The following is a 26,960-nucleotide window of genomic DNA, read 5'->3' as shown; positions in this document are numbered from 1 at the left end:
GCTACTGATTACCCGTTACACGAGAGCGCGCCCCTGTTATTCTTCACAAGTCGTACACATCTGACGGTACGACAATGTCTTTTGGGGGGACACGCGTGAGAAGGCATGCCCGTTTTCGGCGGGTCGCATCCGTACTGCTCGCACTGGCTCTGGGCGGGGGCGCGCTGTCCGTCGCACTGTCACCGGCCGCGCAGGCCGCCGAGCCGTCGGACGTCTCGATCCGGCTGCCCACCATCTCGTACTCACACATGCTGGTGGACCAGGCCCGGCACCGCGTCCTGATCACCACCGGCCAGTACTCCTCGCCCCGCACCGACGCGCTGCTGGTGTACGACTTCGACGGCAACCTGCTGAAGACAGTGACCATGAGCAAGCTTGACCGCCCGAGCGGCATGGCGCTGTCGGAGGACGGCGGGCTCCTCTACGTGGGGTCCACCGACTACGTCCTCGCGCTGAACGCCGACACCTACGCCTCGGGGTCGCTCCTCGGCGACGCTCATCAGGGCGTGTGCGGGCGGGAGATCGCCACGGCCGACGGCAAGGCGTTCTACACCAACCTGGCCGCGAACGTCGGCACGGACTGCACCCGGGCGACCTACCTGGACTACCGGACATTCGGACTCAACGGGACGAGCACCCTGACCTCGGGGCAGAACTTCCGCTTCGCCGTCCCCCAGCCCGGCGCCCCCGGACTGCTCCTCTACACGTCGACGTACGGCACCACCGAGTCGTACGCGAACCTCTACGACATGAGCAAGGCGAAGTACGTCTCGGGCCGTTCCTGGCCCGGCACCGTCGCCGCACCCGCGCTGGCCGCGCAGGACGACGCGCTCAACGCCGACGGCTCGCTGGTCGGACTCGCCTACGGCGCCGCGGGGTTCCGGCTGCTGAAGGCCTCGGACATGTCCGACGCCGACCCGGGCTGGAGCGCGCCTCCGGCCGACGCCTCGGCGACCGCCGTGGCCTTCAGCCCGGACAGCTCGCTGGTGGCCCGCGGTCTCGCGGCGCCCGGCGACGAGGCCGACCTGCTGGTGCAGGACGCCGACCCGGCGCACGGTGACGCGCCGCGCAGCTTCGTCTTCCAGGACGGAGCCGACGGCGGAGACCGGATCGCGTCGCGCGGCCTCGCCTGGTCCGCGGACGCCTCGAAGCTGTTCGCGGTCACCAGCGACGCGGCCGGTGACGCGTACTGGCTGCACATCGTCAGCAACGCCGGTTCCCGCTACCACGCGTCCTTCCAGGGTCCGCTGACCGTGGGGCCGGAGTCCCCCTACGCCGGGCAGAAGGTCGAGCTGAGCGGCACGATCGTGCTCAACGGTCCGGCGTCCGGGGCGCCTGCGCGCCTGACGGCGGTCCGCACGGACGCGAGCGGCAGCCACCAACTCGACCCGGTCACGTCCGCGGCCGACGGTTCGTTCACCATCGAGGACACTCCGTCGCAGGCCGGGACCGCCACCTACACCGTGTCCTACGCGGGCGACGCCGAACACGACCCGGCGGCCGACGCCACGAAGACGGTCACCGTCGCCAAGGCGCCGACCACGGTGGCGCTGACCGCGCCGACGGCCGCGGGGGCCGGCAGCAGCGTGCACATCGCGGGCACGCTCACCACGAGCGGCACCGCGCTGCCCCAGGGCACGGTCGTGCGGGTGCAGCGTCGCACGAAGGGCGGCGCGGCCTCGCTCCCGACGCTCAGAGTGGCCGCTGACGGCACCTTCGCGTTCGACGACGCGCCCGGCCCCGGTGACACCCTCTACACGGTCGACTTCAACGGCGATGCCGACCACGCCACGTCCGGGGACTGGCTGGTGGTCCCCGCGACGGGTTGACGGCTCGGCCGGCCTGACAGGTCGGTGGGTCGGCCGGCCGGCGGGGCAACCCGCCGGTCGGCCGAAGTCTCCGCGGCGCACCGATGAGTCCTGCCGTCCGACGCAGTCTGTGCTCTGTCGGACGCAAGGCGACCGGTGGGTCGTCTTGAGAGCGAGTCCCGATCATGTCCGTGGGCATTTTCGCCGGCATCGCGGTGCGCGACTACGCACGCGCGTTGGGCTGGTACCAGCGGTTGTTCGGCGCGGAGCCGGCCCCCTTCCCCAACGACGTCGAAGCGGTGTGGCGGCTGGCGGACGAGCGGTACGTGTACATCGTCGAGGAGGCCGAGCGGGCGAGCGGTGCGGTGAGCATGGTCTGGGTGGACGAACCCCGCTCCGAGATCGCGCGCATCGCCGGCCGGGGCCTTGAGCCGGTGGAGGTCGAGGAGCACGGCGGCGTCTGCAAGTGGGTGTTCCGCGACGACGACGGCAACGAGACGGGCATCGGCGGCGAGATCCCGTCCTGAACCACCGGCCCTCGCGGGCCCAGGGCCGGTTTCCGGGACGGTCCGTGACGCGAGCGCGCGCACGGTCCCTCGAACGGGCCGGGCGGTACGGCGGCGCCGGGAAGTGCCTCGACGTCAACGGCGGCAACACCGCCAACGGCACCGCGGCCCAGATCTGGTCCTGCAACAACACCGCCGCGCAGAACTGGACCGCGGCCTCCGACGGCACGCTGCGCGCGGTCGGCAAGTGCCTGGACGTGACCGGCGCCGGTACCGCGAACGGCACCAAGGTCGAGATCTGGGACTGCACCGGCGGCGGCAACCAGCAGTGGCAGCCGTACAACGGCGGCTACCGCAACCCCGCCTCCGGCCGCTGCCTCGACGACCCCGCCTCCTCGACCACCGACGTCACCCAGTTGGCGATCTGGGACGGCAACGGCGGCGCGAACCAGAAGTGGGCCAGGGCCTGACGCCGCACCCCCGCGGACCATCGTGACATCGTGACCGGGCCCATGACTCCTCCCGGCGAAGGAGCCACGGGCCACCCGCACGGTGCGCGGCGCGTCTCACCGGACGTGAGGCCTTTCCGGCACGCCGCGAGCGGTCGCCACCGCCCTCCCGTGCCGGCCGAACCGGAGCATCAGCGCCTGCTGCCGAAGGAGTTGGGCGCCTGTGCGGTCCGGCTTCTCCCTCTCAGCGCAGTTGCTCGGCCAGTCCGACGATGATGCCCTCCGGGCCGCGGAGGTAGCACAGCAGATAGCTGTCCTCGAACCGGGCGATCTCGCCGAGGAGTTCGGCGCCGTGAGGGCGCAGGCGGGCAACGGTGGCCTCGATGTCGTCGACGGCGAACATCACGCGGTGCGTACCCAGGATGTTGTGCGGCCGGTCGCGCGGCCCGGCGCTGATCACCGCGGGGCTGCGGTACTTCGCCAGTTCGAGCCGGCTGTGACCGTCCGGGGTCCGCACCATCGCGATGTCGCAGCGGACACCGTCGAGTCCGGTGCACTGGTCGGCGAAGAGGCCCTCGACCTCCGCCCTCCCCTCCAGCTCCATACCGAGCTCCACGAAGAACGCGACCGCGGCGTCCAGGTCCTCGACGACGATGCCGACGTTGTCCATCCGCTGAACCGCCATCGCGGGTTCCTCCTTCTTCACGTGCGGCCCGTGGTGGCCGCTGATGTCCCTGGTCCCTGGGACGGAGCCGGTGGCACGTTCTCGACATCCGGGACCGCCGAACCGCGGGACATCCGGATCGCGCCTCGCGCCGTTCCCTCGCCCCCCGGCACCGACGGCGTCGCGACCTCCGTCGACAGCAAACGTCCGCTGCCTTCCACCGCCCCTCCGCGACCACACCCCGCGCACGAGGAATTCCCCGCTCCACGCGACAGGGGACGCACTCTGGCACGTGCGGATGGCTCAGCCGGCTCCGGGCTCACAGGTCCAAGACGATCCCCTCGGTCGGCCTGGAGCAGCAGATGAGGACGTCGCCCTCGGCCGGAGGCTCCACGGGGTCGGGCGAGTAGTCCACCGCGCCTGCCATCAGGGCGAGTTCGCAGGTGTGGCAGACGCCGGTGCGGCAGGACCACTTGACCGGCACGTCGCAGGCTTCGGCCAGTTCCAGCAACGAGTCCCGCGCGTCGCTCCAGGGGACGGCGAGGCCGCTGCGGGCGAAGGTGACCTCGGGGCCGGTGCCGGCCGGGCCGGGCGGCTGGTGCGGGGCGACCGCGTCCGCGGCCTTGATCCCGGGGGTGACGGAGGGGTCCGCGCCGAAGAGCTCGGTGTGCACGCGGGATTCGTCCAGACCGCCCTCCACCAGGGCGGCGCCGAGGCCGCGCATGAAGCCGGCCGGCCCGCAGAGGTACGCGTCCGCATCGGCCGGCAGGTCGAGACCGCCGACGGTCTCCGCCGAGAGTCGGCTCGCCCGCGCGTAGTCCACGCCCGGCCGGTCGGCGCTGGTGGGGCGGCTGTAGTAGACGGCCGACCGTGCGTTCGGGAGCGCCGCGACCAGCTCGCGGCTCTCCCGCGCGAAGGCGTGCTCGGCGCCGTCGCGGGCTCCGTGCAGCCACCACACCCGGCGGGTGGACCGTTCGCGGGCGAGGGCGTGCAGCATGGCCAGCAGGGGGGTCGCGCCGACACCGGCCGACAGCAGCACCACCGGGTTGTCCCCGTCGGCCAGGCAGAAGGTGCCGCGCGGCGCGGCTGCCTCCACATGGTCGCCGACCCGCACGTGCGCGCGCAGCGCGTTGCCGGCGGCGCCGTGCGGTTCGACCTTCACGCTGATCCGGTACGTGCCGGTGCCCGGCTCGCCGGACAGCGAGTAGCTGCGGATCAGGGGCGGTCCGCCGCTGTCGGGCCGGACCTTGACGGTGAGGAACTGGCCCGGCGCCGCGGCCGGGAGCGCGGAGCCGTCTGCGGCGGCCAGGTACAGGGAGAACACATGGCGGCTCTCGGGCTGGACGCGGGTGACGGTCAGCGGGCGGAAGCCCGGCCACGCGGGCGGCGGCGCGGTGGCCGCGGCGTTCAGGCCCGCGCTGCCGCCCCCGCCGCCGCCCCCGCCGTCGGACTGGTCCAGCAGGGCCGTCATGGAGCTGCGCCAGCCGGGGCTGAGCGCGGGGATGCGCAGGGCGCGTTCGACCTGCTCGCGGGTGTGTCCCGGCAGGTAGAGCACCCGGTCGATCTCCTCGACGGTCATCGCCTCCGGGCCGGTGGAGACCTTGACGATCTCCTGGCCCGCCTCGACCTCGCCCTCCTCGACGACGCGCAGGTAGAAGCCGGGGCGGTGGTGCGCCACCAGCAGGGCCGCCATCCGCGGCTCGTCCATCCGCAGGCCCACCCGGTAGCAGGTCACCCTGGGCTGGGTGACCTCGAACAGGGCGCCGCCGACGCGGTAGCGGTCCCCGATGCAGACCTCGTCGTCGGGCAGGCCTTCCACGGTGAAGTTTTCGCCGAACCCGCCGGGGGCGAGGTCGTCGCGGCCCAGTTCCTTCGCCCAGAAGCGGTACGAGTCGAGCTGGTACACCAGGACGGCCCGCTGCTCGCCGCCGTGCCCGCCCAGATCCCCCTGGCCGTCACCGTCGATGTTCAGCCGCCGCACCATCCGCGGCCCGGTCACGGTCTGCTTGTAGACGCCGGTGTGCACGGTCCTGCCGTGCCACGGGACGTCTTTCGGCATCCCGACGTTCACCGCTGTCAACGTGGCCACCGCGCCACCTCCCAGGTCGCGTGACGCCGCGCGACGGATGGCGCCGACCGCCACGCCTTCCACGCTAGACCGGCGTTTCGGCGGCGGCAAAACGGCGGGGAGAGCACTGGGCTGGGCCCGCCCGGCTGACCTGCGCAGGAGCCGTGCTCCCGGGCATCGAGCGGGGCGGGTTTGCGCCCGGCGCACGCGAGGTCCCCCGATTCGGGGGTTCTGGTAGACATGGCCGGTGGACAGAGACGAGTTGTTGGCAGCACTGGGCAACGACCCGCAGGCCGCACTCGCGCTCGGATGCCGGATCGTCGCGACAGCCGGCGTCGACGAACGCCGGCACGCGGACATCCCGTTCGAGATCGCACGAAACGGCGACCGCGCGACCGTGTGGCACGCGGCCGAGGCCTACGCGCGGGAGTCCGACGGCGGGGCCGCGCGCTGGATGGCAGAAGGGGCGGCCTCCCTCAGCGACCCGGATGGCATCGTCGTGGACCATCTGACGCTGCCGATCCTCATCATGGAATACGACGAGGACCGCTGGATCGCTCATGGCCAGGACTGGCGTATCGCTGTGCGCTGCGACGATCCGGCCCGCGCGATCGGCGCTCTGAACGCGGCGAAACCGCGCCTCTACCTCGTCGCGAACGACGGCAGCGTGCAGCAGGACGGCGCAGCCGGACTCACCGGCCCTCCCGGACCCGAATACACGCCGAACTACGTGGCCGTCGACGAGGACGCGCCCCTGATCCGGTTGGACTGCAAGGACGGCGTCTTCCCCCTCATGGCCCGCACCGCCCTCGAAATCGTCATCGAGGAGCTCCGCGCGGTCGGTATCACTCGAGCCGAGCTCACGACGCCGAGGAACCGGGAACCGACGCCCTGACGTCGCGCGGGAGCCTCGCTCGGGCGATGGCGGGCCTTCTCAGGACGAGCGGGGGCCGACGCTTTTCAGGGAAGCGCCAGGGGAGTCGACGGCTGCGCGCTGCTACGGTCGGGCGCTATGAGCTGGCTCCCCGATGACTTCGTCCACCCCGTCCTGGTACCGCTGCCGGGCGGCGGTCATCACCTGCGGCCGATCCGGGAGGCGGACACCCCGCTCGACTATCCGGCGGTGATGGGTTCGCGCGAGCGGTTGTGGACCATCTTCGGCCCGGCCTGGGGCTGGCCCGCGGCCACCATGACCTACGAGGCCGACCAGGCCGACCTGTTGCGGCACGAGAAGGAGATCGCCGCACACCAGTCCTTCAACTACGCGCTGCTCGACGCCGCGGAGACAGCTCTGCTCGGCTGCGTCTACATCGACCCGCCGGCGCGGGCCGGCGCGGACGGCGAGATCTCCTGGTGGGTGGTGGACGAGCTGGTGGGCAGCAAGGTCGAGCAGGCCCTCGACGCGCTGGTACCGCAGTGGATCGCCGCCGAATGGCCGTTCGAGCAGCCACGCTTCCTCGGCCGCGAGATCTCCTGGTCGGACTGGCTCGCCCTACGTGCCGCCCGCCGAGTACGAACAGGGCTACTGGCGACGCCAGGAACCAGTCCCACAGTCTGCCGGAAACAAGATCACCGGACTCTACGAAACTCGGGGCAGTTCATGGCTGGACATGCGCCGCGGACAGCTGGGAAACGCCTCACAGCTGCTTCGTCGGCTCGGCGACACATGGTCGACGAGAGACCTGCCCGTTAGCCGGTCCGCCAGGGGGCAGGGTGGTGGCGTGGCAGTCGTTACCGATTTGGCGTGATCGTTGCGGCCGGTGGCGTTCGGGCCGATGGTGCCGCTCCGCGGCTCGCGCGAGGGTGGTGGCATGCCCGAAGAGAAGAATCGAGCGGTTCCGCGGAGCGCGGACGGCAGCGCCGGGGATGCCGACTACGGCGTCATCGGTGTCGACTACGCCCGATACCGGCGCCCTGAGCCAGCCTTCGCCGCGGCGATCGCAGCTGCCTTGGGCGACGCTAGGACGCTGGTGAACATCGGCGCCGGCGCCGGCTCCTATGAGCCCACGGACCTCGACGTCACCGCGGTCGAGCCCAGCGCCGCGATGCGCGCGCAGCGCCCTGTCGGCTCCGCTGCGGTCCTCGCCGCGGCTGCCGAGCAGATGCCGTTCCCGGACGCCGCCTTTGAAGCCGCCCTGGCCTCCTTCACCGTCCACCAGTGGCGGGACCTGCGTGCGGGCCTGCGGGAGGCGCGGCGCGTGGCGACGGGGCCGGTCGTCATCCTCACCTGTGATCCGGCGGCGTTACGGTTCTCGTGGCTGAATGAGTACGCGCCCGAGGCCATCGCCGCGGAGGCGGCGCGGTACCCGGAGATCGCCGACATCCGCTCGGGCCTCGGCGGGGCCGTCACGGTCACGGCGTTGCCGATCCCGCTCGCGTGCACCGACGGCTTCTCTGAGGCGTATTACGGTCGGCCCGAAGCGCTCCTCGACGCGGGCGGCCGCCTGGCGAACTCGGCTTGGAGCTTCGTGGATCGGACCGTCGGCGAACGGTTCGAGCGGACCCTCGGCGCCGATCTCGACAGCGGTGCGTGGGATGCCCGACACGGTCACCTGCGCACCCAGCCGTCCTTCGGTGGATCGCTGCGCCTGGTCGTGGGCCGCCCGTGACGGCCGCCTCGGTGCTCAGATCGACGGCCGGCCGGTCGTTGTGGCCTACTGCTGCCTGGTTCTGGGCGTTGCAGTTCGCGGTATTGAACCCGCTGCTTGCGGTCCTGCTGGTTGCTCTCTATGACGCCACTCCGACACAGCTCGGGTTGACGCTCGGCGCGTACAACATCGGCGGGTTCATCGCGTCGCTGGTGATCCCGGCCACCGCCGACAGATCGGGCGACTATCTCCGCCCTTTGCTGATATGCGGGATCTGCGGTGTCGCGATGATCATCGCCCTCGCCGTGACGACGGCGCTGCCGGTCGCGTTGCTTGCCCTCGTGCTCCTCGGGGGTCCCCCGGGCGTTGGCTCCACGCTCCTGTTCGCTCAGCTGCGCCATGACGGGGCCTCGCCGTCACGGGTGATCCGGACCCGCGCGATCGTGTCGTTCGCGTGGGTAGTCGGCCCGCCACTCGCCACCGCGTGCACCGGAGCGTTCGGAAACGGCTCCGCGCTGTGGCTGCTCGCCGGCATCGGGGTGGTCAACGTCGCAACCGCCCTGCTGCTCCTCCGCGGCCTGCACCGCGGCGCGAGCGAAGCGGGGCCGCAGGTTCCCCATCCTCCGATGCTTGCTCAACTGCGCGGCTGGGGACGCTGGGGAACCGTCTCCGCGTTTCTCGTGCTCCAAGTGACCAACATCGCGACCGTGACGGTCACCACCCTGTTCGTCACGGTCCAGATGCACGCGCCGGTATTGTGGGCCGGCTTCATTCTCGGGGCGGCAGCTCTCATGGAGATCCCCGCGCTCCTGATCATCGGCCGACTCCACACGCGCATGGCCGCAAGAACTCTGATCCTCATCTCCTGCGTCGTGGGCGTCGCCTACTATGCTCTCGCGGCTGCCGCCCAGAACCCCTGGCAGCTCCTGATCCTGCAGCCGCTGAACGCATGGTTCTTCGCCACAGTTGCAGGCGTCGGACTGACGGTCTTCCAGGACGTCTTCCCGAGCCCGGGGCTGGCGTCCGGGCTGTTCACCAACACCCGTCGCATCGGCGCGGTTCTCTCCGGCCTGCTCATCGCCGCCCTCGCGGTCTTCCCCGACACCTACCGGGCCGTCTACACGGCCGCCGCGATCCTCGTCGCCGTCGTCCTCGTCGGCTACGCGGTAGCGGCTTACCCTCGTCGCGCGAACGTGACGGGCGCCGATGCGCAGTAGCTTCTCGAAGATGACCACCTAAGGGACCACCGCGTCAGTGTTCTCGTCCTCGATGGTGCGGATGCGGTCGCCGGTCAGCTCGCTCATGCCGGGCAAGGTCGCGGGCTTCCTCCGCACCGCCGACTTGGAGCTGGCCGAGCGGGCCGCGCTCGACCAAGGGGGGACCGTACGGCGCCGCCGAACAGGGCGATGGCGCCCCAGCACCGGCGGTCCACCACAAAGCTCGCCCGCGGTTCGTGGCGCGGAGATCGTGCGCGGCCCGGCTCGGCCGCGGCGACGACATCTGGAACTTCCTGACGCTGATGGCCGCGAACAACGTCTTCCATACCAGCCTGGTCCCCTCGCACTACGACGACCTGAACGTCTTCAACGTCGATGCCAGCGGCGGTATCCCCGCGGTGCTGCACAACGCGCTGGTGTTCTCCGCGGCCGGCCGGATCGACCTGCTGCCGGCGCTGCCCGGCGCGCTGCCGACCGGCGTGATCAGCGGCATCCTCGCCCGCGGCCGGATCACCGTGACCCGGCTGGCCTGGGACTACCCGGCCGGCACCGTCACCGCCCGGCTCGACTCGGCGGTGCGGCAGTCCGTGGAGCTGTCGGTGCCGCCCGGGGTGAAGGACGTGACGCTCACCGTGGACGGCCACGCCCGGCCGATCGGCCCGCTCGGCGCCGGGGTCCGCGGAGGTCTGCGGGTCACGCTGCCCAGGGGCGCCACGGACATCGGTGTCACCTTCACCCCTGTCACGGCCGCGCCCTCCGCGCACCTGCTCTCCTACGGCGCCGCGGCCACCGCCTCCTCCACCCGCACCACCGACGGAGACGTGGGCCCGGAGAAGACCGTCGACAGCGACAGCACCACCCGCTGGACCAGCGACTACGCCGACGGCCAGTGGCTGCAACTCGACCTGGGCGCCGTCCACGACCTCACCGAGGTCAAGCTCAACTGGGAGAACGCCACCGCCAAGGACTTCACGATCGACGTCTCCGCCGACGGCCACACCTGGACCACGGTCGCCGGCGTCACCGGCAACTCCGCAGCCGGCTGGATGGACTTCCCCGGGCTCACCATCTCCGGCCGCTACGTCCGGCTCGACCTGACCACCCGCGCCACGTCGTACGGCTTCTCGCTGTGGGACGTGGAGGTCTACGGGACCTGACCCGCGGATCTCGCGCGTTCGCCCGGGCCCCCGGCCGCCGCCTACGCGTCGACGGACCGGCGCAGTTCCTCGACCGCGGCCCGGGCGGCGGCGCCGATGACGGCGTCGGCGCGCGGCAACCTGTTGTCGGCGCGCGCGGCCCGGGTGAACACCACCGCGACGTACGTTCCGCCGTCGGCGAGTTCGACGACGCCGGCCTCGTGCCGCATCGCGCCGAACGACCCCGTCTTCCCCGACACCGTGACGTCGTCATAGGGGAATCCGGAGGCGAGGCGGTGCCGCCACGCCTGCCGGCCCATCACCTCGCGCATGAAGGAGCACTGTTCGGCCGAGGCCGCGCGGCCGGTCCAGATTGCCCGCAGCAGCCGCGCCATGTCCGCCGGGGTGCTCGACGCCTTGGACACCGGGCTGTAGACGTCCTCGGGGAGAGTCGCGTCGTTGTCGAACAGGCGCGTCATCGCGTCGTCCAGCGACGGTGCCCGCGCCTCCGCGACCAGCCGCGCCCAGTCCCGCGCGGTGCCGCCGCGGACATGGGTGGCGGCCATCGACAGATCGCGGCAGACCTCCTCGACGGCGTCGGCCCCGACCCGGTGCAGCACTGCGTTCCCCGCGGTGTTGTCCGAGATGGTCATCATGAGGACGACCAGGTCGCGCAGCGACACCGACAGCGGATCGCGCAGCAGCGAGATGCCGGTCGGACCGGGTACGCGGTCGGACGGCTCCAGCGTCAGCCGCTCCCGCGGGTCGAGCGTGCCGGCGTCCGCCAGCCGGCAGAACGTCGCCATGACCGGCAGCTTGTACAGGGAGCCCACCGGGACGGGTTCGTCGGCGTCGATGGTCACGCCCTGCGACGGACGGTCCAGCTCCGACACGTGCAGCCAGCCGCGGACGCCGGCGTCCGCGAACATGCCCCGGATCCGGCGCTCCACGGCGCTCGCACCGCCCGCCCGGCTCATGCCGCCGCCTCCCGAACGAGGGTCTGCGTCAGCAGGTGCGCGATCTCCGCGACCTCCTCGGCGGCCGGGCCCCGGGCGTCCCAGACCACCCGCAGCCGTAGCGGCAGCGCCGGATCGGGGGCCTCCCGCGGTTCGACGCCGGCGGCCGCGAGGGTGCGGTCGGCGGTGAACAGCACGGCCTGCCCGGCCGCCACCAGGGCCAGCCCCGCGCGTTCGTCGGGCACCACCACGGTTTCCACCCGCCGTCCGCGGCCGGCCAGGGTGTCCACGAACAGGTCGTGGGCCGCGGGGGCGTCCTGCCGGGGACGTACGGCGACCGGGAGGCGGCCGGCGGCCGGTGCGGAGAGCCCCGCGGGGCAGAGCATCCAGGTCCGGAAGAGCCCGATCCGGCCCGCGGCCAGTCCGTCCAGCACCGCCGGGTGCAAGGTCACGGCCAGGTCGAGCCGGCCGGAGGAGATCTGGGCGAGCAGCGCCGTGGTCGAGGCGGTGACGACGCTGATCCGCGCCTTCCCCCCGGCCCGGACCGGGGCGGCGCCCAGGTCGGCCACCAGCGAGGTCGGCACCTCGGGCGCGAGGCCGAGCCTGATCCGGGGGGATCCGGCCTGCTCCCGAGCGGTGGCCGACCGCAGGTGCGCCATCGCGGCGAGCGCCGTCCGGGCATGGGGAAGCAGCAGCGCCCCCTCCTCCGTCAGCGCCACCCCGCGGTCGCGGTCGAACAGCCGCACTCCGAGCAGCGCCTCCAGCCGGCGCAGTCCCTGGGACAGGGGCGGCTGAGTGATGCCGACACGCTGAGCGGCAGCGCCGAAGTGCTCCTCCTCCGCCAGCGCGACGAAGATCTCCAGATGCCGTTCCGTGAGCATGTACCCCCCTGACATCGTGCGATACCACGTGCGAATCGGATGACAAGCAAGAGCATATTCGACATTCCGGCGTTCGTCCGCTTTCACTGGCCGCAGTGGCGCCAACGGGAGGAGCAGAGGATGAACGCGCGGACAAACGGCCAGCGGCACCGGCGCAGGAAGGCGGCAGCCGCCGTCGTGGTGGCCGCCGCCGCGGTGCTGGCGGTGGCGGGATACGGAGCGTACGCCGTCGTGGACTCCGGCCACGGGGACGGTGGCGCCGACGCCAGGACGCCGGTCTCCCTCGCCCGGGACTTCCTGACCTCCTGGTCCGCGGGCCGGTTCGGCGACGCGGCCGGTGACACCGACAGCGCACCGGCCTCCGAGCAGGCGCTCAAGGGCTACCACGACGGCCTGGGCGTACGGTCGTTGACGTTCAGCCACGTGCTGTCGGCCGCCGGCACCGACCCGGCCCGGGCGGAGGACACCGTGGTCGGCTACCACGCCGCACTCACCCTGGCCGGCGGCAAGGGCACCTGGTCCTACGACGGATCGCTCAGCGTGCACCGGACGGGGCGCCAACTGGCGGTGCACTGGCAGAACTCCGTGCTCTACCCGGGCCTGGGCGACGGTCAGGAACTGGCCGTCGGCGCCGTCCCGCCGAGCGGAGCCGTGGTCACCGCCGCCGACGGCACCGTACTGACCGCGTCGGCGCAGCCGTCGCTCGCCGCGGTGATCCAGGACCTCACCGGCAGCCGCGCCCAGGCCGTCCGCGGTTCGTCCGGCACCGGGATAGAGATCCGGTCGGGCGGCGGTGCCGCGCCCCGCGTCCTGAAGGTCCTCACCCCGCCGAAGCAGGTCCGGGTGCGGACCACCATCGACGCGCGCCTCCAGGACGCCGCCGAACGCGCCGTGCGGGACGGCCACAACCACGGGAAGCCCACCGCGCTGGTCGCCATCGACCCCGCCACCGGCCAGATCGCGGCGATCGCCGATACCTCCGGCACCACCGCGCTGTCCGGCGCGCTGGCACCCGGCTCCACCATGAAGTTGATCACCGCCTCGGCGCTGCTGGACAAGGGCGGCCTGACCCCGTCGAGTCCGGCGACGTGCACGCCCACGGTGATGGTCAACGGGCAGAGTTTCCACAACGTGGACAACGAGTCCGCGACGGGCTCGACGATGACCCAGGACTTCGCCATGTCCTGCAACACCGCCTTCATCCGCATAGCCGACAACCACCTCGGCATGACGGACCTGAAGGACGAGGCGGACGACGTCTTCGGCCTCGACGGCGACTGGAAGATCGGTGTGGGCACCGTGGACGCGTCCATCCCCGATCCTGCGGGTAGCCGCAACGAACGTGCCGGCGACAGCATCGGTCAGGGCCGTATCATCGCCAATCCGCTGGCCATGGCCTCCGTCACGGCGACCATCGCCCAGGGCGCCTTCCACCAGCCGATCCTGCTGCCCGGACTGCCCCAGAAGGCCGCCGCGCGACCGATCTCCCCGTCCACCGCCGCGGCGGTCCGGGCCATGATGCGCACCACCGCGCGGACCGGGACCGCGGCCCCGCGGATGTCCGGCATCACCGGCGGCGCCAAGACCGGCACGGCGGAGGTGGGGAACAGCACCAACGGCTGGTTCGTCGCCTACGACCGCCACCTCGCCGTCGCCGCCGTCGTCCAGGGCGGCACGTCCGGCGTGGACTCGGCCGGCTGGGCCGTGCACGACCTGCTGACCGCCGACTGACCCGCCGCCCGCCGCCCGCCGCCCGCCGCCCGCCGCCCGCCGCCCGCCGCCCGCCGAGCGGCGAGCGGCGGCGCCACGGCTGCCATCCGGGGCCGACCGCGCCTCGGCGGCCGGCGTTCCGGACGGCGAAGTTGCGGGGAAGTGGGACGGTGCGCAGCATGGTGAGCAGTGGATCGCCGCTCCCTCTTCCCCCTTTCCTCCTGTGGTCGGTCCGGTCGGCCCGGTCGGCCCGGTCGGCCCGGAGGGAACATCGGCACTTCCGAGCAGAGGACGACCGAAATGGGCACCAGGGAAACCCACCAAGCCGTACCGCCCTGGCCCCAGTTGCGCGTCGAGGACTGGGTCGACACCCGAGAGACGCTCCACATGTGGGTCCAGATCGTCGGCAAGATCCGGCTGGCGCACGCACCCCTTCTCAACCACTGGTGGCAGGTGACCCTCTACCCCAGCCCGCGGGGACTGACCACCTCCGCCATTCCCTGCGGCGCCGAATTCCTCGACATCGAGTTCGACTTCGTCGACCATCTCCTGCGCCTGCGCAGCAGCGACGGGGGTTCGCGCACGATTCGCCTGGAGTCCATGCCGGTGGCGGAATTCGCCGCGCGCGTCGGCCAGGCCCTGCAGGAACTGGATCTGCCCACCACCATCCAGGACCATCCGAACGAGGTCGAGCCGGCGATTCCGTTTTCGGAGGACTACCGGCACCACACCTACGACCCGCATGCGGCGCATCTGTTCTGGCGCCAGCTCCTGCAGGCCGATCGCGTGCTGGGCGCCTTTCGCGCCCGCTTCGCCGGCAAGGTCAGCCCGGTGCACTTCTTCTGGGGGGCGATGGACTTGGCATGCACCCGTTTCTCCGGACGCCGCGCCCCCAGGCACCCGGGAGGAGCCCCGAACTGCGGGGACTGGGTCATGGTGGAGGGCTACTCGCGCGAGCTGAGCAGCTGTGGATTCTGGCCCGGCGGCGGCGAGGAGGGCGCCTTCTACTCCTATGCCTACCCCGAACCGGCCGGCTACGCCGAAAGCCCGGTCACGCCGCCGGAGGCCTTCTACAGTCGCCAGAACGGGCAGTTCCTGCTGCCGTACGAAGCCGTACGCACGGCCGACGATCCGGACCGGGTGCTCACCGGCTTCCTGCAGAGCACCTACGTGGCTGCCGCGGAAGGGGCCGGATGGGACAGGGCGGCGCTGGAGGTCGATCCGGAGCGCTGGGCCCCGGTGAGTGGTTGACGGGACAAGCTCCCGCGGCCGCGCCACCGGACGGCCGGTCACACGGCGCGCATGCCCGGCGAACGACGGATGCCATCCTCAAAGGAGGGACACAGCCGTATGCCTCAGGAAAGTTTCCCCGCCCCCGAATCCGGGATGCTGGTGAGCTACTTCCTCACCGTTGCGGACGTGCCTCGCTCACGGGAGTTCTACAGCGAGGTCCTGGGAGGGGAGGTGGTGCTGGCCGAGAATCCGTGCACCGTCCGGCTCGCGAACAGCTGGATCATCATGAACCCGGGCGGCGGCCCCACCCCGGACAAGCCCGGCATCACCCTGCACCCGCCGGATGACCCGAGTGCCGCGACATGCTTCCTCAACATCCGCGTCGCCGACATTCAGTCCGTCTACGAGGAGTGGAGCGCGAAGGGCGCGGAGTTCGTCACCGAGCCGATCGACCGCACAGCGGAGATCCGCTGTTACCTCCGCGACCCTGACGGCTACCTGATCGAGTTGGGACAGGCCACCGGAATGCTCCACGGCGTCTACGCCGACCCGCCCCCCTCACCCGGAGCGGGACGCGACTGAGCAGCGGACAGCGGCCCCGGGTCGTGCCGCCACGACTGAGCCGGCGGTTCGTGAAGTGATGGTTCAGGGCGCGCTGTCGAGTGCGGGGGAGGCGCAGTGATCAGTGGGGGCGTGGCCGACACCAGGTGCCGGGCGAGGCCGGAGCGCGCGGGAGCCGGCTCGGACGACGGCTGCCACTCCCGCCTGAGCAGCCCGTAGACCCACGAGTCAGAGACATCGCCGTTGACGACGCAGTCCTCCCGCAACGTCCCTTCCCGCAGGAAGCCGAGCTTCTCCAGCACGCGGGCGGATGCCACGTTGCGCGTATCGGCCTCCGCTTGGACGCGATTCAGGTCCAGCGTGTCGAATGCCCACCCCAGCAAAGCGCGCGCGGCCTCGGTCGCGTAGCCGTGGCCCCACGCTGCATCGTCGAAGCAGTAGCCCAGCGACGCGCTGCGGTACTCCGGATTCCACCCTCGCAGGCTGCACCAGCCGATGAACGCCCCGTCGGAGACACGATCGACGGCCAGCCGCGCCCCGGTGCCCTCCTGCGCCATCTGCTCGCACGCCGTGATGAACTGCGCGGCACGCACGCGTTCGCTCCACGGTGGCGCGTCCCAGTAGCGCAGCACGTAGGCGCTGCTCTGCAGCGCGAAGAGGTCGTTCGCGTCCGTGTCTTCGAAGGCACGCAGCCGAAGGCGAGCGGTGTGCAACGAGGGGGTGGGCAGCGACTTACTCATGTTCCGTCCCGTGATCGGTGGCCGGACCATCAGACATCCGATGCCGGTCACCCGCAACGGGTTTCTCGGCGATCCGGCAGAACGACCGTCCTCGGCGATCCGGCGGCGTCGCCGCACCGTGGACCAGGTCGCGGCGGTACCGGAATCCCCGACCATGGCCGGGTGTGACGCCCGGGAACCGCGGTCGTGGTCGAACCCGGTACGGTTGCTCCGCATGACCGACATCGAGACCGAGGTCACCGCGCATCTCATCCGCGACCTGCTGCGGGACCAGCATCCTGACCTGGCCGAGCTGTCCCTGCGCGAGGTCGACGGCGGCTGGGGCAACCAGATGTGGCGCCTTGGGGACGAGTTGGCCGTGCGGATCCAGCGGATGAACACCGAACCCGACGAGCAGCTCAAGGAGCGCCGGTGGCTGCCGCTGCTCGCTCCGCGCCTGCCGCTGCCCATCCCCGTCCCGGTGCGCAGTGGTGCGCCCTCCGAGCGTTTCCCCAAGATCTGGACGGTCATGACGTGGGTGCCGGGTCTGCCACTGGACCGTGGGTCGATCACCCGCGGCGAGCACGCGGCCGACACCCTGGCGGCGTTCCTCCGGGCGCTGCACGTCGAAGCGCCCGCCGACGCACCGGTGGGTGCGGGCGTCGGCGCGCACCCCGCAGACTGCGCGGACGGCTTCCACCAGTTCCTCGACTCCGTCGACGCTGACGCGATCGGCTTCGACGCGGCCGACGTCCGGGCCGTCTGGGACGACGCCGTCGCGGCCCCCGCGTGGCAAGGCCCGCCGGTGTGGGTGCACGGCGACCTGCATCCCGCGAACGTCGTCGTCGCGGACGGGACGCTGGTGGGCGTCGTCGACTTCGGCGCCGTGTGCGTCGGCGACCCGGCATGGGACCTGGCAGCCTCCTGGGTGCTGCTGCCGGCGGGCGCGGCCGCACGCTTCTTCCAGGCGTACGCGGAGGTCGACGAGGCGACGGTCCGGCGCGCCCGCGGGCTGGCCGCGCTGAAGAGCCTCTTCCTGATGCTGATGGGCCAGAACGGGGACCGCGGTCTGCCCGGCGGCAAGCCGGCGTGGGGTCCGGCGGGACGGGCAGCGCTCGACCGGCTCCTGAGCGAGCGTCAGACCCGATTCGGTCCTCGACGAACCTGAGCCGCACCAGGGGCCCTGCCGCCATGTGCCCCCACGGAGGAGATCACCCGACGGGGCACCCCTTCGACCGCACCCTAGCGCTCGAAGAACTTCCAGTGCCCCTCGGAGTCGACCTCAATGGCGCCGTCCACCACCTTGATGGCCGTGTCGTCGTCGACCGCGTACCCCGGCACCGGCAGGCGCGCGGCCCACTTCTCGGCGTCGGCCATGGTGTTCTCCGGGCACATGACGTTGTCCAGATGCGGGAAGACCGAGAAACCGACCATGCCCAGCGCGCTGTCGCCGCCGGCGGCCGGCTTCCAGCCCACGAACTCCTCGCCGACGTGCGGGGCCATCACCATGCTGCCGGCGCTCAGTCCCACGTAGACCGTCTCGCTCAGCGACGAGAACAGATCGGCCAGGCCGGACTCACGCATCCAGTGGTGCAGATACAGCACGTCGCCGCCGCACACCAGCAGGGCATCGGTCTCCCGGACCAGGGGGACCCAGCTCTCCTCGTCGATACTGGGCAGCGCGGTCAGCTCCAGCATGCCCACGGACTTCCATCCCAGCTCGACCATGGGCGTGGACGTCTGCCCTGCGATCTGCCGCCACGTCATGACCGCGGTCCCGGGCAGCATGCCGTACATCGCGGTGGGGATGCACAGGGCGGTGGACTCGGCGAGGGGTTTGCCCAGCATGTCGACGAGGGCGTCACGGATGCTGTGGTTGCTGACGCCGCCGGAGGTGAGGAGAAGCTTCATCGCGCCTTCCTTGTCCATCGAGTGCCGGAACCGGCCACGGCGAGCCGTGGAAACCTTCAACTGCCGCAGGGTTCTTCGGCGGACGAGTCAACCACGGCGCACTGACTCCCACGCGTGCGCGAGCAAGCCGGCGGGGTCCTGGGTTGTCGAGAACGGGCCCGTCGCCGTCCGGTACTTCGAGAACGCACCCGACACCGGCGGCGGAAGGAGGGCCGACCGGCTCCAGCGCCACCGTGCGATCGAGCCGCAGGCCAGGCCAGGCGCTGCGCGGCCGCCGGAAGCCGGAAGCCGCGAGCCGGAAGCCGGGTTCGGCGACGGGCAGGCCCCGTTCGAGGAACCGCGCGCCAACGCGGCCCGGCCGGCTCCGGACACCGCCGGCCGGGCCGGTTCCCGGCCACGCCCGCCGCCCGAAGGCTCAGCCCCGCTGCGCGAAGACGACGTCCCGCGCCGTGTCGAGTGCGGTCGCCACCGCCCCCAGCACTACCGCGTCCTCGCCGAGCGCGCTGGCCACGACGCGGGGGCGCAGCGGGGTGAGCCGGCGGAGGGTGTCGTGCACCGTGGTGAGCAGGAGGTCTGCGCTGTGGCCGACGCCGCCGCCGAGGACCACGAGGTCGGGGTCGAGGACCGCGGCGACGGCGGCCACGGTGTGGGCGAGGCGCTCGCCCTCCTGGCGGACCGCGGCCACCGCGGCGGGGGCGCCCGAACGCGCGGCGTCGAACACCGACTTGGCGGTCAGCGTGCCGGTCATGCCGAGCGCGCGGGCAGCGCGTACGACGGCGTCGGCCGAGACGGTGTCCTCCAGGGTGCCGGGCTCGCGTCCGGGCCAGGGCAGGAAGCCGATCTCGCCGGCGGCGCCGTTCGCCCCGGTGAAGGGGGAGCCGTCGGCCACGATCCCCATGCCGAGGCCGGTGCCGATCATCACGTAGACGAACAGCCGGCTGCCCGCGCCGACACCGAAGGAGTACTCGCCGAGGGCGGCGAGGTTCGCGTCGTTGTGGACGGCCAGCGGCACGCCGAGTTCCTCCCGCATCCGGTCGAAGAGCCCGGCGCGGCCCCAGCCGGGCAGGTGGAGGGCGTACCGAACCCGTCGGGCGGCCGCGTCGTAGACCCCGGGGGTGCCGACGACGGCGTGGGCCAGCTTGGCCGCGGGCACCGCCGATTCGGCGACGACCCGGTGCGCGGTGGCGACCACCAGATCGGCCATCGCGGCCGAGGTGCGGGCCCGGTTGCGTACGTCACCGCGGGCGACCACCGTGCCGTCGAGGTCGGCGAGCACCACCCGCAGCCAGGCCCGGCCGATGTCGATGCCGAGGGCGTAACCGGCCGAGGGGTCGGGGGAGTACAGCACCGCGGCCCTGCCCCGGTCGGGGATGTGGTGGCCGGCCTCGCGGACGAGTCCCGCGGCCTCCAGGGCGGCCAGCGCGCTGGAGACGGTCGGCTTGGACAAGCCGGTGGCGCGGGCGAGTTGGGCACGCGAGGCGGGGGCGGCGCGCAACCGCTCCAGCAGCAGGCGTTCGTTGGAGCTGCGCAGCCGCTGCTGGTTCCAGGGCCGCTCGGCGCCGTCGTCGCTGCTGGTCATAGAGGGCATTCTCGCCCATCGCCCGGGTAGACGGCCGAACGGCCGGTCGGCGCCACCTCTTGACGCTATTAGTAAAGGAACTTAACTTGAACGCTTCGGCACCCGCGCCACGCCTGTGATCCCACCAGCTCAGGAGCCCCCCATGTCCGGCAGCCCACCGTCCGGCAGCCCAGCGTCCGCCGATGGCTTCGTCCGCCGCATCGGCCCGTTCCAGGCCACCGCGATCAACATGAGTCAGATGTGCGGCATCGGGCCGTTCGTCACGATCCCTCTGATGGTGGGTGCCTTCGGCGGCCCGCAGGCGGTGATCGGCTTCGTGGCCGGCGCGCTGCTGGCGCTGGCCGACGGCCTGGTGTGGGCGGAGTTGGGCGCCTCGATGCCGGGCTCCGGCGGCAGCTACGTCTACCTGCGGCAGGCGTTCCAGTACCGCAGCGGCAAGTTGATGCCGTTCCTGTTCGTGTGGACCGCGATGCTGTTCATCCCGCTGATCATGTCCACCGGAGTGGTCGGCTTCGTGCAGTACCTCGGCTACCTCGCGCCGCACATGGGCCGGACCACCGGCGACCTGATCGGGCTCGCGGTGATCGCCGTGGTGATCGGGCTGCTGTGGCGGGGGATCGAGCACATCGCCAAGATCACCGCGGTGATGTGGGCGGTGATGATCGTGTCGGTGCTGCTGGTGATCATCGCCGCGGCCACCCACTTCTCGGGACACCTGGCCTTCACCTACCCCGCGCACGCCTTCGCGCTGACCACCGGCCGCTTCTGGACCGGCTTCGCCGGCGGCCTGACCATCGGCATCTACGACTACCTCGGCTACAACACCACCGCCTACATGGGCGCCGAGATCAAGAACCCGGGCCGGGTGCTGCCGCGCTCCATCATCTTCTCGATCCTCGGCATCATGGCGATCTACCTGATGCTCCAGATCGGCACCCTCGGCGTGGTGGACTGGCACCGGATGACCGACCCGCACGACATCGCGTCCACCTCGGTCGCCTCGGCGGTGCTGGAAAAGACCTGGGGCAAGGGCGCCGCGGACACCGTCACGGTGCTCATCCTGATCACCGCGTTCGCCTCGGTCTTCACCGGGCTGCTGGGCGGTTCCCGGGTGCCCTGTGACGCGGCGCGCGAGCGGGTCTTCTTCCGGCCCTACGGCCGGCTGCACGAGCGGCACCGCTTCCCGGTGTGGGGGCTGGCCACCATGGGTGTGGTCACCGCGGGCGGCTTCCTGATCGGCCGGCACACCGACCTCCAGACGCTGATCCAGCTGCTCACGACGGTGATGGTGATCGTCCAGGCGCTGGCGCAGATCCTCGCCCTCGGTGTCCTGCGCCGCCGCCGGCCGGGCCTGCGCCGCCCGTACCTGATGTGGCTCTACCCGGTGCCGGCGATCGTGGCGCTGGTCGGCTGGCTGGTCGTCTACGGCTACGCGGACAAGAACTCGCCCGGGCGGCATCCCATCGAGTGGTCGCTGGCCTGGGTGGTGCTGGGCGTGGTCGCCTTCGCGCTGTGGTCGCGCTACGAGAAGGTCTGGCCGTTCGGACCCAAGGAGATCTCGGAGGAGTACCTGACGGGCGTCGACCCGGACACCGATCCCGAGGAGGACACGGGCACCGTCCCGGTGGGCGCCTGACGCACGAACGGGCCCGCCGGCACGAGCCGTGCCGGCGGGCGGGCGGTGTCGGGAACAGGCCCGCTCAGCGCTCGATCTCGCGCTCCCGGACCAGCCAGACGGCCATCACCGCGCCGGCGAAGCAGACCAGCGAGCCGAGGTAGACCACATCGTTGAAGCCGTCGAGGAACCCCTCGCGGGCCGCTTTGGCGACCGACTGCCGGAACTGCGGCGGGATGGTGGCGAGCACCTGGTCCAGGTTCCCCGACGAGGCGGCCTCGACCAGTTCGTGCGGATGGCTGCCGCTCGCCGCGGGTGTCCCCGCGGCCGCCTTGCGGACCTCCGCGGCGCCCCGGCCCACGAAGATCGCTCCCCAGACGGCGACGCCCACCGCGATCCCGACCTGCCGGAACGTGTCGTTGATGCCCGCCGCCATCCCGCTCTGCTGTTTGGGCACCACGCTCACCGCCACGTCCGCGATCACCGGGTTGATCAGTCCCACCCCCGCGCCCGCGATCAGGAAACCGGGCAGCAGCGTGGTCCACCCGTCGCCGGGTGCGATGCCGCCCATGAGGTACAGGCCGAGTCCGACCGCCGCCAGGCCGGTGCCGAGCAGCACCCGGGCCGGCACCCGCGAGAGCAGCAGTCCGGCGATCGGCGCGAAGAGGAAGCTCACCACGGTGACCGGCAGGTAGCGCAGGCCGGTGCCGAAGGGCGTGAGCCCGAGATAGTTCTGCATGTACAGCGTGAGGTAGAGGAACAGCGCGAACAGGGAGCTGGACACCCCGAACGCCGCCAACTGCACACCGGTGAAGGCGCGTCGCCGGAAGAGCGCCATCGGGAGCATCGGCTCGGGGACCCGGAACTCGATCCAGACGAACGCCACCATGAGCGCCGCGGACGCCGACAGCAACGACAGGATCAGCGTGCTCGTCCAGCCCTCGTCGTTCCCCCGCACCAAGGCCAGCACCAGCAGGAACAGGGAGCCGCTGAATGCCGCCACGCCAGGCCAGTCGACCTGCGTCGCGTGGGGATCGCGGCTCTCCCGCAGCCGCGCGAAGGTCACCATCAGCGTCAGCGCGCCGATCGGCACGTTCAGGTAGAAGATCGACTCCCAGCCCAGCGAGTCCGTCAGCGCCCCGCCGATCAGCGGTCCCACCGCGACCGCCACGCCGATCGTCGAGCCGTACAACCCCATCGCCACTCCCCGTTCCCGGCCCGCGGCGAACTCCTGGGCCACCAGCGCCAGCGAGACCGCGAACATCGCGGCGCCGCCGACGCCCTGGACCGCCCGTGCCAAGTTCAGGAAGGTCGGATCCGGCGAGAGGGCGCACAGCAGCGAGGCCACGGAGAAGATCGCCAGCCCCCAGGCGAACACCTTGCGCCGGCCCAGCCGGTCGGCCAGCGAGCCGGCGGTCAGCACCAGCGCGGCGAGGGTCAGCGCATACGCGTCCAGTACCCACTGCAGGTCCGTGAAGCTGGCGTTCAGGTCCTTCCGGATCGACGGCAGCGCCACGTTCACCACCGTGATGTCGAGCAGGAGCATGAACGTCGCGACCGACACCGCGATCAGAGTCCACCACTTGCGCTCCACGCCCATTCGCTCCTTATGTCGCGTGCATCACGATTTGCCCTCCCACGTTAGCCGTCCCGCGCCGGGGCGGATGGATGTGCAGAGGCAAGGCGCCGAGCGGGCCGGGCCGTACGAAAGTTGTCCGGTTGTTCGCGGGCGATCTTCCCCTGGGCGTACGGAGCCGGCCGCGTCTGTGCTGCCGGACGGCGCCGGCTGGATCTTCGCCGATACCCGGCCCGTACCGCCGCGACGCTCGCTCACTGCTCGCGGGCCTGCGCGCGACGGAGAGATCCGCCGCGCGCAGGCCCGCGCGATGACGACGCGTCAGCGCCCGTCCACCGGGGTCACCGGGCTGCCGCGTTGTCGACCTCGATCCCGTCGAAGGTCGCGTAGGAGCCGGAGAGTTTGGTGACGACCACGGTGTGGACCCCGGCGGACAGCGTGCCGCTGGAGTAGACGGGGACGTCGGTGTGGCGCGCGCCGTCCGCGGGGACCGTGTCGACCACGGTGGCCGGGCCGCCGTCGATCGAGACGCTGATGTCGCCCTGGTCGGTGTACTCCTCGCCGAAGACGACCACTCCGGTGCCGATGAAGGTGGAGGCGAGGCTGCTTCCGTCCGTCGTGGCGTAGTGGAGGTCGTCGTCGAGGTCGCCGTAGCCCCGGCCGTTCGAGTAGTCCCAGCCGGAGTAGGCGATCGACGGGTCGGTGTCGTTGACGCGGGCCGCGGCCGACGGGGTGCCGACGTAGACCAGGACGGCCGACGACGCCTTGGAGGCGACGCCGTCGCGGCTGGTCTGGACGGCGGTCAGCGTGTGCGGTCCGTCCGCCGCGCCGCTCAGCGCGCAGCTCCAGGTCCCGTCGGACCCGGCCGTGGCGGTGCAGCCGCCACCGCTGGTGTCGCTGACGGCCACGCTGTCGCCGGCCACGCCCGTCCCGGCCACCGTGATGGACGCGCCAAGCCCGGTGCTGCCGCCGGCCGGAGTGGTGATCGCGGGCCTGGGCACGTAGGGACCCACGGTGACGTCGGTGCCGTCCGCCCCGGCGGGCACGGTGGCGAGGAGGAAGCCGGCGGAGACGAACCGCACGTCACTGGCAAGCCGGCCGCCGAAGTACACCGGAGTGGTGGGCGAGAACCCCGCGCCCGCGACGAGGACCTCGTCCGTGCCGGAACCGGCGGCGACCGGCGCGGGCGCGGAGACGTAGCTGGTGTGCAGCGGGACACCGCCGGCCAGGGACCGGTGCGCTGCGGTGACGCCGGCCTTCGCCAGGACGGCCTCGGGGAGGTCGCCCGGCCCGGGCGAGGCGGGGATCGCGGTGTTGCCGCTGACGTGGGAGTCGACCGGACCGTTGCAGAGGTAGTTGCCCGCCGGGTCGGCGAACCAGTTGCCGGTGACCCAGAAGTGGCCGGTGGACGAGCAGCCGCCCTGCGCGCCGATCGCGGCCAGCGGGTGGAACTCGACGTTGCCGCTGAAGCCGATCCACTCCGAACCGGCGTCGTCGTAGAAGGCCTCGTAGCGCGAGCCGTCGTTGTAGACGACGTTGCCGGTGACGTGCAGGCCGTTGGCGAGGGTCGTGACCGGGTCGAGCGTGCCGTCCGCCGCGTTCACGTACTGGGTCTGGTGCCCCTCCATGTAGATCGCGCCGCCGTCGTCAAGGACCTGCATCACGTCGAAGATCAGGTTGTCGCTGATGGTGTTGTCGGCGTTGACGTTGGTGGAGTTCTGCGGGTGGTCGGCCTCGTCGACGTGGCCCTGGATGACCCCGGCGGTGATGCCGGTGTAGGGCAGGTCGTACACCTCGTTGTGGGTGATCGAGGTGTGCCGGCTGAACAGCAGCGTGATGCCGCAGGCCGAGCGGTAGTCGGTGCCGACGTCGTGGATCACGTTGTCGGAGACCGTGGTGTGGTCCAGGATCTCGTTGTCGCCGACGGTGTCACCCCGCACCAGGCCGGGATCCGGGGTGCAGTTCGCCTCGATCACCGCGGCCGGCGTCCGGGTCGGGGTCGGGTCGTAGGTGCAGCCGAGGGAGACCGCGGTGGACGCGATCGCGGTGAACTCGTTGCCGTCGACGACGTTGTGGGTGCCGCCGTACATGAAGCTCAGGCCGGCCCCGCCGAGGTCCACGAACCGGTTGGCGGTCAGGGTCACCCGACTCGCCCCGCTGAAGGAGACGTTGGCCAGCGGCTGGGTGAGCGCTCCCCACGGGCAGCTGCCGGCCGGGTCGGAGAAGGTGCACAGGCCCTGGTTGGTCTCGCCGGTACGGTGCAGGTTGCTCTGCACGTCGGCGAAGCCCGTCGGCAGCGAGGGGGCGTTCCAGGTGGCGTAGGAGAAGCGCAGGCCCGAGAAGGTGAGGTCGTGCAGCGGGTGCGCGAGGCTGCCCGCGCCCTGCACCAGCCGTTCCAGCCGCGGGAGTTCGACGTCGAGGCTGCTCATCTTCTGGCCGGCGGCCGGGGTGTAGTACAGCGTGTCGGCGGAACCGCCGGTGTCACCCGAGTCGAGGTACCACTGGCCGGGCGCCAGCAGGCCAGGGGCGTTCTGGATGGTGGCGGGCATCTGCGAGGTGGACATCGAGGGCAGGCCGCCGGTGCCCTGGCTGAAGGACGCGATGTCGGTGACGTTCCGCCAGCACGGCTGGTCCATGGTCAGGGTGGTCCCGGACATCCCGGCGACACCGCACCGCGAGTCCGTCCACGCCCCGTTGCCCGCGGGGTAGTCGAACTCGACCCGTGCGAGCTGCGCCGGGGTCAGGGCGGCGAACCAGGCCCGTGCGGTGGGGTCCTTCGCCAGGACGTACCCGGTGGCCGAGCCGGACCAGTCACCGGTGAAGTGCAGGGCGGCGGGGGTGGCCTGGGTGACGGGTGCCTCCTTGCCGCCGACGTAGAGCTGGCGGGTGGCGCTGTCGCGGGGGACACGCGCCGACCACACGCCGGTGCTCCCCTTCTGCTGCCAGCCGGTCACCCGCGTCGCGCCGGAGATTACCGGATGGGCGCCGGGCGCGGCCTCCCACACCACGGGATGGCCCGGCGTGCCCGAGTCCTGCGCTCCGAACTGCCACGTCCGGGCCAACCGGTAGGTGCCGTCGGTGAGTTCGACCCGGACCCCGGACGGGCTCCCGCCCCCCTCCAGCTTCCGCACCTGGCCCTGTGCCGTGTCCAGCGAGCAGGGAGTGTGCGCGGCGCAGGCGGAGCCGTGACCGTCGGGCGCGGCCCACAGCACAGCCGGCCCGCTGTCCGTCCCGACCGTGGCCTGCGCGGGGCTCGCCGCCGCGGTCCCCGCTCCCGCTCCCCACGCCCCCGCGCCCACCAGCAGGAGGGCCACCGCCGATCCGAGGAATCTTCCTGCCGACGCTGTCCAGTCCATGAGCGCTCCGGGAACCGTCGCCCCTGGGGTTCACCCGCAGGGAATCGATACATCCGATGACTGCCGCAGCCTGGCAGCTGCACTTGGGGGCGTCAACAGGATGGACGCAATATTTCTGCGGGAGGAGCGAGTTGGCTGAGCGGATGGGTCCGATGTCTGCGCGGGAGGAGGCGGCGCCCGGGTCCGCGGGGAGACGCTGGTCCTGCGCGTCAGGAGTTCCGCTCATCACGGAAGAGCGGGTGCGGGGCGCGAACTGCCGTCCTGTGGACCGACATCGGGATCACGTCGGGGGGCGGATGAGGCCGGGGATTTCCGCGGTGGCGGCCCGGCGGATCGGGCGGGTCCCTCGTCGGTCATGCCTCGCCTTTGTGCAGGTCAGCGCAGGTCACCGGCCCGCAGTCACGGTCCCGTCGGTGTCATCCGGCGG

19 protein-coding genes and 3 pseudogenes are annotated in these 26,960 nt (G+C 71.8%); 13 read left to right on the top strand and 9 right to left on the bottom strand.

What is annotated here, in order from left to right:
* Positions 1–95 precede the first annotated feature (95 nt).
* From OG370_RS00195 to OG370_RS00185, 3 genes and pseudogenes are all read left to right on the top strand, one after another.
* On the top strand, positions 96–1,829 hold the full coding sequence (locus OG370_RS00195; protein ID WP_328459287.1) for an Ig-like domain-containing protein: 1,734 nt from the start codon (positions 96–98) through the stop codon (positions 1,827–1,829).
* Positions 1,830–1,993: 164 nt separating this feature from the next.
* A complete protein-coding gene (locus tag OG370_RS00190) occupies positions 1,994–2,335 on the top strand; it encodes a VOC family protein (RefSeq protein ID WP_328459285.1) in 342 nt (113 codons plus the stop codon).
* Positions 2,336–2,424: 89 nt separating this feature from the next.
* Positions 2,425–2,784, top strand: a pseudogene (locus tag OG370_RS00185) (ricin-type beta-trefoil lectin domain protein); the annotation flags it as partial.
* A 223-nt stretch (positions 2,785–3,007) separates the two neighbouring features.
* On the opposite strand, the gene OG370_RS00180 reads toward OG370_RS00185, so the two are convergent.
* Together OG370_RS00180 and OG370_RS00175 are read right to left on the bottom strand one after the other, a co-directional pair.
* Positions 3,008–3,448 carry a VOC family protein gene (locus OG370_RS00180; protein ID WP_328459283.1) on the bottom strand — a complete coding sequence of 147 codons (441 nt, stop codon included), beginning with the start codon at positions 3,446–3,448 and terminating at the stop codon, positions 3,008–3,010.
* Between the two features lie 298 nt (positions 3,449–3,746).
* Positions 3,747–5,516, bottom strand: coding sequence for an MOSC and FAD-binding oxidoreductase domain-containing protein (locus OG370_RS00175; protein ID WP_328459281.1), 1,770 nt, complete (start codon positions 5,514–5,516; stop codon positions 3,747–3,749).
* 226 nt (positions 5,517–5,742) lie between these two features.
* Between OG370_RS00175 and OG370_RS00170 the strand changes: the two genes are divergently transcribed.
* The 5 genes and pseudogenes from OG370_RS00170 to OG370_RS00150 all read left to right on the top strand — a co-directional run bounded on the left by OG370_RS00170 (position 5,743) and on the right by OG370_RS00150 (position 10,457).
* Positions 5,743–6,390, top strand: coding sequence for a hypothetical protein (locus tag OG370_RS00170; RefSeq protein WP_328459279.1), 648 nt, complete (start codon positions 5,743–5,745; stop codon positions 6,388–6,390).
* Positions 6,391–6,507: 117 nt separating this feature from the next.
* Positions 6,508–6,990: pseudogene (locus OG370_RS00165) on the top strand (N-acetyltransferase); the annotation flags it as partial.
* Positions 6,991–7,306: 316 nt separating this feature from the next.
* Entirely contained in the window at positions 7,307–8,104 is a 798-nt protein-coding gene (locus OG370_RS00160; RefSeq protein ID WP_328459277.1) for a class I SAM-dependent methyltransferase, read from the top strand.
* Positions 8,101–9,300, top strand: a complete 1,200-nt coding sequence (locus OG370_RS00155; RefSeq protein ID WP_328459275.1) for an MFS transporter — start codon at positions 8,101–8,103, stop codon at positions 9,298–9,300. The genes OG370_RS00160 and OG370_RS00155 overlap by 4 nt, the downstream gene beginning before the upstream one ends.
* A 236-nt stretch (positions 9,301–9,536) precedes the next feature.
* Positions 9,537–10,457, top strand: coding sequence for a discoidin domain-containing protein (locus tag OG370_RS00150; protein WP_328459273.1), 921 nt, complete (start codon positions 9,537–9,539; stop codon positions 10,455–10,457).
* Between the two features lie 41 nt (positions 10,458–10,498).
* On the opposite strand, the gene OG370_RS00145 is transcribed toward OG370_RS00150, so the two are convergent.
* On the bottom strand, positions 10,499–11,413 hold the full coding sequence (locus OG370_RS00145) for a serine hydrolase (protein WP_328459271.1): 915 nt from the start codon (positions 11,411–11,413) through the stop codon (positions 10,499–10,501).
* Positions 11,410–12,273 (bottom strand): LysR family transcriptional regulator, encoded by an 864-nt coding sequence (locus tag OG370_RS00140; RefSeq protein ID WP_328459270.1) that lies wholly within the window; start codon positions 12,271–12,273, stop codon positions 11,410–11,412. Before OG370_RS00140 ends, OG370_RS00145 begins: the two co-directional genes overlap by 4 nt.
* Positions 12,274–12,393: 120 nt before the next feature.
* On the opposite strand from OG370_RS00140, the gene OG370_RS00135 reads away from it, so the two are divergent.
* From OG370_RS00135 to OG370_RS00125, 3 genes are all read left to right on the top strand, one after another.
* Positions 12,394–14,004 (top strand): penicillin-binding transpeptidase domain-containing protein, encoded by a 1,611-nt coding sequence (locus tag OG370_RS00135; RefSeq protein ID WP_328459268.1) that lies wholly within the window; start codon positions 12,394–12,396, stop codon positions 14,002–14,004.
* 279 nt (positions 14,005–14,283) lie between these two features.
* Positions 14,284–15,234 (top strand): DUF5996 family protein, encoded by a 951-nt coding sequence (locus OG370_RS00130; protein ID WP_328459267.1) that lies wholly within the window; start codon positions 14,284–14,286, stop codon positions 15,232–15,234.
* A gap of 99 nt (positions 15,235–15,333) precedes the next feature.
* Entirely contained in the window at positions 15,334–15,798 is a 465-nt protein-coding gene (locus OG370_RS00125; protein WP_328459266.1) for a VOC family protein, read from the top strand.
* Between the two features lie 146 nt (positions 15,799–15,944).
* On the opposite strand, the pseudogene OG370_RS00120 reads toward OG370_RS00125, so the two are convergent.
* Positions 15,945–16,517, bottom strand: a pseudogene (locus tag OG370_RS00120) (GNAT family N-acetyltransferase); the annotation flags it as partial.
* A 214-nt stretch (positions 16,518–16,731) separates the two neighbouring features.
* Between OG370_RS00120 and OG370_RS00115 the strand changes: the two are divergent.
* The gene (locus OG370_RS00115) at positions 16,732–17,664 is read left to right on the top strand and encodes an aminoglycoside phosphotransferase family protein (RefSeq protein WP_328459265.1); all 933 of its coding nucleotides are present in this window, start codon (positions 16,732–16,734) and stop codon (positions 17,662–17,664) included.
* Between the two features lie 74 nt (positions 17,665–17,738).
* Here the strand turns inward: OG370_RS00115 and OG370_RS00110 are convergent, their stop codons facing one another.
* Both OG370_RS00110 and OG370_RS00105 read right to left on the bottom strand, forming a co-directional pair.
* On the bottom strand, positions 17,739–18,407 hold the full coding sequence (locus tag OG370_RS00110; RefSeq protein ID WP_328459264.1) for a Type 1 glutamine amidotransferase-like domain-containing protein: 669 nt from the start codon (positions 18,405–18,407) through the stop codon (positions 17,739–17,741).
* Positions 18,408–18,822: 415 nt separating this feature from the next.
* Entirely contained in the window at positions 18,823–19,986 is a 1,164-nt protein-coding gene (locus tag OG370_RS00105; protein ID WP_328459263.1) for an ROK family protein, read from the bottom strand.
* A gap of 142 nt (positions 19,987–20,128) precedes the next feature.
* Here OG370_RS00105 and OG370_RS00100 point away from each other — a divergent pair, with 142 nt between their 5' ends.
* Positions 20,129–21,622 (top strand): APC family permease, encoded by a 1,494-nt coding sequence (locus OG370_RS00100; protein ID WP_328459262.1) that lies wholly within the window; start codon positions 20,129–20,131, stop codon positions 21,620–21,622.
* A gap of 64 nt (positions 21,623–21,686) precedes the next feature.
* Here the strand turns inward: OG370_RS00100 and OG370_RS00095 are convergent, their stop codons facing one another.
* Entirely contained in the window at positions 21,687–23,195 is a 1,509-nt protein-coding gene (locus OG370_RS00095; protein ID WP_328459261.1) for an MFS transporter, read from the bottom strand.
* A 323-nt stretch (positions 23,196–23,518) separates the two neighbouring features.
* Positions 23,519–26,533, bottom strand: coding sequence for a hypothetical protein (locus tag OG370_RS00090; protein WP_328459260.1), 3,015 nt, complete (start codon positions 26,531–26,533; stop codon positions 23,519–23,521).
* Positions 26,534–26,960: the final 427 nt, after the last annotated feature.

The sequence above is a fragment of the Streptomyces sp. NBC_00448 genome, from assembly GCF_036014115.1.
Lineage (GTDB): Bacteria > Actinomycetota > Actinomycetes > Streptomycetales > Streptomycetaceae > Actinacidiphila.
This window is presented reverse-complemented; position numbering and strand designations above follow the sequence as displayed.

Excerpts from the sequence above, each read along its gene's own strand:
- OG370_RS00145 (WP_328459271.1), bottom strand. The coding sequence starts at position 11,413 with ATGAGCCGGGCGGGCGGTGCGAGCGCCGTGGAGCGCCGGATCCGGGGC.
- OG370_RS00140 (WP_328459270.1), bottom strand. The coding sequence starts at position 12,273 with ATGCTCACGGAACGGCATCTGGAGATCTTCGTCGCGCTGGCGGAGGAG.
- OG370_RS00130 (WP_328459267.1), top strand. The coding sequence starts at position 14,284 with ATGGGCACCAGGGAAACCCACCAAGCCGTACCGCCCTGGCCCCAGTTG.
- OG370_RS00105 (WP_328459263.1), bottom strand. The coding sequence starts at position 19,986 with ATGACCAGCAGCGACGACGGCGCCGAGCGGCCCTGGAACCAGCAGCGG.
- OG370_RS00190 (WP_328459285.1), top strand. The coding sequence starts at position 1,994 with ATGTCCGTGGGCATTTTCGCCGGCATCGCGGTGCGCGACTACGCACGC.
- OG370_RS00115 (WP_328459265.1), top strand. The coding sequence starts at position 16,732 with ATGACCGACATCGAGACCGAGGTCACCGCGCATCTCATCCGCGACCTG.
- OG370_RS00135 (WP_328459268.1), top strand. The coding sequence starts at position 12,394 with ATGAACGCGCGGACAAACGGCCAGCGGCACCGGCGCAGGAAGGCGGCA.
- OG370_RS00125 (WP_328459266.1), top strand. The coding sequence starts at position 15,334 with ATGCCTCAGGAAAGTTTCCCCGCCCCCGAATCCGGGATGCTGGTGAGC.
- OG370_RS00090 (WP_328459260.1), bottom strand. The coding sequence starts at position 26,533 with ATGGACTGGACAGCGTCGGCAGGAAGATTCCTCGGATCGGCGGTGGCC.
- OG370_RS00110 (WP_328459264.1), bottom strand. The coding sequence starts at position 18,407 with ATGAAGCTTCTCCTCACCTCCGGCGGCGTCAGCAACCACAGCATCCGT.
- OG370_RS00180 (WP_328459283.1), bottom strand. The coding sequence starts at position 3,448 with ATGGCGGTTCAGCGGATGGACAACGTCGGCATCGTCGTCGAGGACCTG.
- OG370_RS00100 (WP_328459262.1), top strand. The coding sequence starts at position 20,129 with ATGTCCGGCAGCCCACCGTCCGGCAGCCCAGCGTCCGCCGATGGCTTC.
- OG370_RS00160 (WP_328459277.1), top strand. The coding sequence starts at position 7,307 with ATGCCCGAAGAGAAGAATCGAGCGGTTCCGCGGAGCGCGGACGGCAGC.